Annotated in this window: 5 protein-coding genes and 1 pseudogene; all 6 read left to right on the top strand. The window is 36.2% G+C overall.

Annotation, left to right across the window (positions count from 1 at the left end):
* Positions 1-280, top strand: a pseudogene (locus A9Q93_RS06325) (thymidine kinase); the annotation flags it as partial.
* A 1-nt stretch (position 281) separates the two neighbouring features.
* Complete coding sequence (gene alr, locus A9Q93_RS06320) at positions 282-1,400, top strand: alanine racemase (protein ID WP_303686537.1); 1,119 nt, start codon at positions 282-284, stop codon at positions 1,398-1,400.
* 112 nt (positions 1,401-1,512) lie between these two features.
* On the top strand, positions 1,513-1,920 hold the full coding sequence (gene mscL / locus A9Q93_RS06315; protein WP_303686536.1) for a large conductance mechanosensitive channel protein MscL: 408 nt from the start codon (positions 1,513-1,515) through the stop codon (positions 1,918-1,920).
* Between the two features lie 191 nt (positions 1,921-2,111).
* Positions 2,112-3,101, top strand: a complete 990-nt coding sequence (locus tag A9Q93_RS06310; protein WP_303686535.1) for an aspartate-semialdehyde dehydrogenase — start codon at positions 2,112-2,114, stop codon at positions 3,099-3,101.
* A gap of 61 nt (positions 3,102-3,162) precedes the next feature.
* A complete protein-coding gene (locus A9Q93_RS06305; RefSeq protein ID WP_303686534.1) occupies positions 3,163-4,467 on the top strand; it encodes a T9SS type A sorting domain-containing protein in 1,305 nt (434 codons plus the stop codon).
* A 2-nt stretch (positions 4,468-4,469) separates the two neighbouring features.
* Positions 4,470-6,632 carry a prolyl oligopeptidase family protein gene (locus A9Q93_RS06300; RefSeq protein ID WP_303686533.1) on the top strand — a complete coding sequence of 721 codons (2,163 nt, stop codon included), beginning with the start codon at positions 4,470-4,472 and terminating at the stop codon, positions 6,630-6,632.
* Positions 6,633-6,743: the final 111 nt, after the last annotated feature.

Below are 6,743 nucleotides of genomic sequence, written 5' to 3'. Positions count from 1 at the left end.
AGGATTAGATATGGATTTTAAAGGAAACCCATTCGGCCCGATGCCCGCACTTATGGCTACTGCAGAGTATGTGACTAAAGTTCATGCTGTATGTACAAGAACAGGAAATCTCGCTCAGTATTCTTACCGTAAGACCGCAAATGAAGACGTTGTTTTATTAGGTGAACAACAAGAATATGAACCTTTAAGTCGCGCAGCTTATTACAAAGCCATGCTTTCTCAAAAAGTGAAAGATATGGATGTAGATATAGAAGAAATTGAACAGGATAAAGAATCTTAAAATGCAATATAAAGGCACTAGACTTGAAGTAAATTTAGATGCTCTTGCACACAATTACCATTATCTAAAAAGTAAAATAAGCGGCGCCACAAAATTTATGGCCGTAGTTAAGGCAAATGCTTATGGTCATGGAATAGTTAAAGTGGCACAAAAATTACAAGACTTAGGAACCGATTATTTTGCTACCGCCTATACAGAAGAAGGTGTAGAACTTAGAGATAATGGGATAGTTACTCCTATTCTAATCTTACATGCGCAACAGCACAACCTAGAGATTTGTATAGATCGTTGTCTAGAACCAGTGATTTATAGTATGGAAATACTGGATGCTTTTATCGCTTTCGCGAAAGCGAAACAACAACAATCCTATCCCATACATCTAGAATTTAATACAGGTTTAAACCGTATAGGTATAGATCCTGAAGATGTCCAAAAAGTTATACGTATAGTAAAATCTAGTCCAGAGGTAAAAGTGCGTGGGCTACAGTCGCATCTCGCAGCCAGTGAAGACCTTAATGAGGATGATTTTACACAACAACAGATCACTAAATTTGAAAAGATAGCGACTGTTCTAAAGGAAGAGCTTTCCTATGACTTCTTACTTCATGAAGCAAATACTAGTGGAATTCTTAATTATAGCAACGCTCACTACACAATGGTACGTTCTGGTATTGGGTTGTACGGTTTTGGTAATGATTCAAAGCATGATGTTCATTTAAAACCTATCAGCTCTTTAAAATCTAATATTTCACAAATACGTAGTATTGAGCCAGGAGAAACAGTAAGTTACAACCGCAAGTTTGTAGCAAAAGATCCTACTACCTATGCAGTTATACCGCTAGGTCATGGCGATGGTATTAACCGTATTTATGGTTATGGTAATCTCAACGTTTTTGTAAATGGAAAACCTGCTCCTACATTAGGAATTATATGTATGGACATGTTTATGGTAGATATTACTAGAATAGAGGCAAAAGTAGGTGATGAAGTAGTCATATTTGATGAAACAGTGCATACCTCTAGACAAATGGCCGAAGATGCTGGAACTATTTCTTACGAACTTCTTACCGGAATTCAAAAAAGAGTACAACGTGTTTATATAGACACTTTATCTAAGTAAACAGTCTCTTAAACGACACCTTTTTTAATTTTTGAGCAAAACGCTCTTAATTTTATGTTAATGAAATTAGTTAGATTAAATTTGCAGCACAATTAACCTAACAAATATTATTATGCTTAAAGAATTTAAGAATTTTATCATGACAGGTAATGTCATAGACCTTGCAGTAGCTGTTATACTTGCTGGAGCAGTTAGTGCTGTAGTTAAAGGATTTGTAAGTATGATCATGATGCCTATCATCGGTCACTTTGCAGGTGGAGTAGACTTTAAAGATTTAAAAATTATTTTATCTGAGGCTGTTGTAGGAGCTGATGGTGTAGTAACAAAACCAGAAAATGCAATAATGTACGGAGAATGGGTAAACACCATTATCTCATTGATCATCATAGGATTTGTATTATTTATAATCGTAAAAGCTTACAACAAGGCTAGAAAACCTAAAGAAGCTCCAGCACCAGCAGGACCTTCAAAAGAAGAAGTTCTTCTTACTGAAATACGTGATGCTTTAAGAGCAAAGTAATTACCTTAAAGTTTTAAGTCACTACAAAAAGCCGCCTTGTTGAAAAACAAGGCGGCTTTTTAATATACCTGTGTGAAAACCTATTTTCAAATTTGTTAATTATTAAACAATTTGTGGATTTTTGAAATTATCAGGCAATCTTATGGTAAAATAGAACTTACCATATACTTTTACTGCTTAAATTTTTGAAAATGAAAATAGCTGTCGTAGGTGTTACCGGTATGGTAGGCCAGGTAATGTTGCGTATTTTAGAAGAACGCAATCTTAATGTTTCAACTCTTATACCTGTTGCCTCAGAGAAATCTGTAGGTAATGAAGTTACTTTTAAGGAAAAGCAACACAAGATAGTAAGTATGAAACAAGCTATAGAAATGAAACCAGATATAGCTTTATTCTCAGCAGGTGGTTCTGTCAGTTTAGAATTTGCTCCTCAATTTGCTGCTGTAGGAACTACGGTAATCGACAACTCAAGCGCCTTTAGAATGGATGCTGAGAAGAAACTTATAGTTCCAGAAATTAATGCTTCTCAATTAACCAAAGACGATAAAATCATTGCAAATCCTAATTGTTCCACAATTCAAATGGTGGCTGCACTTGCTCCTTTGCACAAGAAGTATGCAATAAAAAGATTAGTTATCTCCACTTATCAATCTATTACTGGAACTGGGGTAAAAGCCGTTGAGCAGCTAGAAAATGAGTATGCTGGCAAGAAAGGAACAATGGCATATCCTTACCAGATACACAAAAATGCTATTCCTCATTGTGATGTTTTTGAAGATAATGGTTACACAAAGGAAGAAATGAAACTTGTACGCGAGACACAAAAAATACTTGATGACAGGACTATTGCGGTAACAGCAACTGCAGTACGTATTCCAGTGGTAGGTGGACATTCTGAAAGTGTGAATGTGGAGTTCAGAAATACTTTTGATGTTTCAGAAATAAGAAAAACGTTATCTGAAACGTCTGGAATTACTGTGCAAGATAATATTGATGTTAACGTATATCCTATGCCATTGCTTGCTCATGGGAAGGACGATGTATTCGTAGGTCGTATTAGAAGAGATCATTCTCAAGAGAACACATTAAATATGTGGATAGTATCTGATAATTTGAGAAAAGGAGCTGCTACAAATGCGGTTCAAATAGCTCAGTATTTGATCGATAAGAACTTTGTTTAAAAGGTTTCCTTAACATACCACTACTTAATTTTACATAACTTTACAAGGTAAATGATATACTATGATTAAAAATATACTCACTAGTTTATTGATCTCCTTCAGTATCTTATGTAATGCTCAGTTTTGGACTGAAGCATATTCTGGATTTACATCAGGACAAACAGGTTTAAGTAAATTTCATGTAGTAGATGCAAATGTTGCTTGGGCGATAGGTTATGATGGTGTAAATACAGCAAATAATGTTCAGATATTTTCAAAAACTGATGACGCTGGATTGACATGGACTGCAGGAACTATTGACTTGGGTGATCCAGACCTAGGAATTGCAGATGTAAGCGGTGTGGATTCTAACATTGCATTTGTAGCTGCTTACCCTAGACTTGCTGGACAGCAAGGTGGAATCTGGAAAACTATTGATGCAGGAATAACGTGGACACAGCAAACTGGTGCTGCATTTAACAATGCCACTAGTTTTCCTAACATTATACATTACTTTGATGCTAACAATGGTCTAGCTATAGGAGATCCAGCAAATGGCTATTGGGAGATCTATAGGTCTATTGATGGTGGCGCAACTTATACGAGAATTCCATCAGCAAGCTTGCCAGTACCACTAGCAACTGAATTCGGTTATTTAGCTCAATTTGCACATTTAGGCGATAATATTTGGTTTACAACAAGTGAAGGACGTATCATACATTCTGCAGATATGGGTATAACTTGGAATGTATATCAATCACCTTTAAGTGATTTTGGCGGTACAACAGTTTTTGGAGATATTTCATTTGCAACTTCAGATCGAGGAGTAATACAAGATAACGCAGGAAATATTTACAGATCTACTGACGGCGGTCAATCGTGGAATGGTGTGGTTTTTTCTGGTACAGGGACACCTTATGGAGGTGCTATTTCTTATATCCCTAATACGTTTCATATGGTAAGTACTGGTGGCGATGTAAATCTTGCAGGAAGTTCATATTCCTTAGATGATGGAGTGACCTGGATCAACATAGATACTGATCAACATGTAGATTGTGCTTTTTTTAATGATAGTGTAGGTTATAGCGGTAGTTTTAGTGACTCATTTAATAATGAAGGTGTTTTTAGATATACTGATACTGTTTTAAGCGAAATAACAATTGAAGAACAGCCAAGTGTTCAGCTACTTCATAATAATCTTGCGGAAGTACTAGAAATTAAAACAGATTTAGATTTTATTTCTGTAAAAATCTATGATCTTCAAGGCCGTATGGTTATAAGTAGTACCGAAACTACAATCTCTACTAATCAATTTAAGTCCGGAATTTATATTGCCCAAATCAAAACCGATAGAGGTCAGGTAAACTCCAAATTTCTAAAACAGTAATTATGAAAAAATTATTTTATGGAGCAGCAGCTCTATTAGTACTGATTTCTTGTAAAGAAAATGATAAAAAACAAGTTAATATGGCGATGACTTATCCGCAAACTAAAAAAGTGGATACCGTAGATGTGTATCATGGAGTTGAAGTAGCAGATCCTTATCGATGGTTAGAAGATGATCGTAGCGAGGAAACTGGTGAATGGGTTAAAAGTCAAAATAAAACAACGCAAGAATTCCTTTCTCAAATTTCATACAGGGACGAGATCAAAGATAGACTTACTAATTTGTGGAATTATGAGAAAGTAGGTGCACCTTTTATTGAAGGAGATTACGCCTATTTTTATAAAAATGATGGGTTGCAAAATCAATATGTCATTTATAGATATTTAAAAGATAGCGATCCAGAAACAGCTGAAGTTTTTCTTGATCCTAACACATTTAGCAAAGAAGGAACAACTTCTTTAGGAGGAACTAGTTTTACTAAAGATGGTTCTCTATTTGCTTATTCTATCAGTGAAGGAGGAAGCGACTGGCGCAAGATCATTGTTCTAGATGTCAATTCTATGAAGCAAGTAGGCGACACTATTGTAGACGTCAAATTTTCAGGAATATCCTGGAAAGGAAATGATGGCTTTTATTATTCCAGCTACGATAAACCAGACGGTAGCGAGTTAAGTGCGATGACTGATAGGCACAAATTATACTACCATAAATTAGGTACACCACAAAGTGAAGATCAAGTCATTTTTGGTGATAATCCAGATGAGAAATATAGATATGTAAGTGGTAGAGTCACTAGAGATCAAAAATACCTTGTGATCTCTGGTAGCACAGCTACAAACGGCGGTAAGATGTGGATGAAAGAGTTAAATGTAAAAAACGCACCCTTAGTTGCAGTAGTAGATAATTTTGATAGCAATACCTACCTTATCCACAATGAAGGCAGTAAATTGTGGTTAGTTACAGATTATAACGCACCTAATAAACGCATAGTAACAACTGACTTTTCTAACCCAACTCAAGATACTTGGAAAGATGTTATTCCAGAGACTGAGCACGTTCTTTCACCTTCCACCGGTGGTGGATACATTTTTACCGAGTACATGGTAGATGCTGTTTCTCAAGTGAAACAATATGACTATAACGGTGAATTAGTAAGAGAAGTAAAACTACCTGGAATAGGTAATGTAGGAGGTTTTGGAGCAAAAGAAGAAGATGAGACTTTATACTACAGCTTTACAAATTACACGACTCCTGGAAGTACTTATTTATATAATATTAAAGAAGGAACTTCAGAGTTGTACCGCAAGCCTGATATCAAGTTCAATAGTGAAGACTATGAAAGCAAACAAGTTTTCTACAGTTCGAAGGACGGTACTCAGATTCCAATGATCATTTCTTATAAAAAAGGGATTGCTCTTAATGGTAAAAACCCAACCATACTTTACGGTTATGGAGGTTTTAATATCTCATTAAATCCAGGTTTTTCTGTTACAAGAGCTGCATGGATGGAAATGGGCGGCGTTTATGCTGTTGCAAACCTACGCGGTGGTGGTGAATATGGTAAAAAATGGCATGATGCAGGTACAAAAATGCAAAAACAAAACGTATTTGATGACTTTATTGCAGCAGGAGAATGGCTTAAAGAAAATAAGTATACAGATACAAAGCACCTTGCCATTCAAGGAGGCTCAAATGGTGGACTACTCGTGGGAGCAACAATGACACAACGTCCTGATCTTGCAGGAGTGGCGTTTCCAGCGGTAGGTGTTTTAGACATGCTGCGTTATAATAAATTTACCTCAGGTGCAGGATGGTCTTATGATTATGGAACTGCAGAAGATAGTCCAGAAATGTTTGAATACCTTAAAGGGTATTCTCCGCTACACAACATTGAAGAAGGCGTTTCTTATCCAGCAACGATGGTAACTACTGGAGATCATGATGACAGAGTAGTTCCAGCACACTCTTTCAAGTTTGCTGCAGAGTTACAAGAAAAACAAGCTGGTAACGCTCCTACTTTAATTAGAATAGAAACCGACGCTGGTCACGGCGCTGGTAAATCTACAGAGCAACAAATCCAGGAATGGACAGATATTTATGGATTCGGTTTGTATAATATGGGTTACGAGCAACTTCCAGAAGCAAGTGCTAAAGTAAAGATGTAAAATATCTCCATAGTTTATTAAAACCCATGTCTTACGGCATGGGTTTTTTAGTTGACATAATTTCGTAACATTTTAAGGATACACCAGTCTTTCACTCGCTACCTTTGTATT

This window comes from Nonlabens dokdonensis, assembly GCF_002162835.1.
Taxonomy (GTDB): domain Bacteria; phylum Bacteroidota; class Bacteroidia; order Flavobacteriales; family Flavobacteriaceae; genus Nonlabens; species Nonlabens dokdonensis_B.
This window is presented reverse-complemented; position numbering and strand designations above follow the sequence as displayed.

Bases quoted from the DNA above. Each gene is read 5' to 3' on its own strand.
- A9Q93_RS06305 (WP_303686534.1), top strand. From the start codon at position 3,163: ATGATTAAAAATATACTCACTAGTTTATTGATCTCCTTCAGTATCTTA.
- A9Q93_RS06300 (WP_303686533.1), top strand. From the start codon at position 4,470: ATGAAAAAATTATTTTATGGAGCAGCAGCTCTATTAGTACTGATTTCT.
- A9Q93_RS06310 (WP_303686535.1), top strand. From the start codon at position 2,112: ATGAAAATAGCTGTCGTAGGTGTTACCGGTATGGTAGGCCAGGTAATG.
- alr (WP_303686537.1), top strand. From the start codon at position 282: ATGCAATATAAAGGCACTAGACTTGAAGTAAATTTAGATGCTCTTGCA.
- mscL (WP_303686536.1), top strand. From the start codon at position 1,513: ATGCTTAAAGAATTTAAGAATTTTATCATGACAGGTAATGTCATAGAC.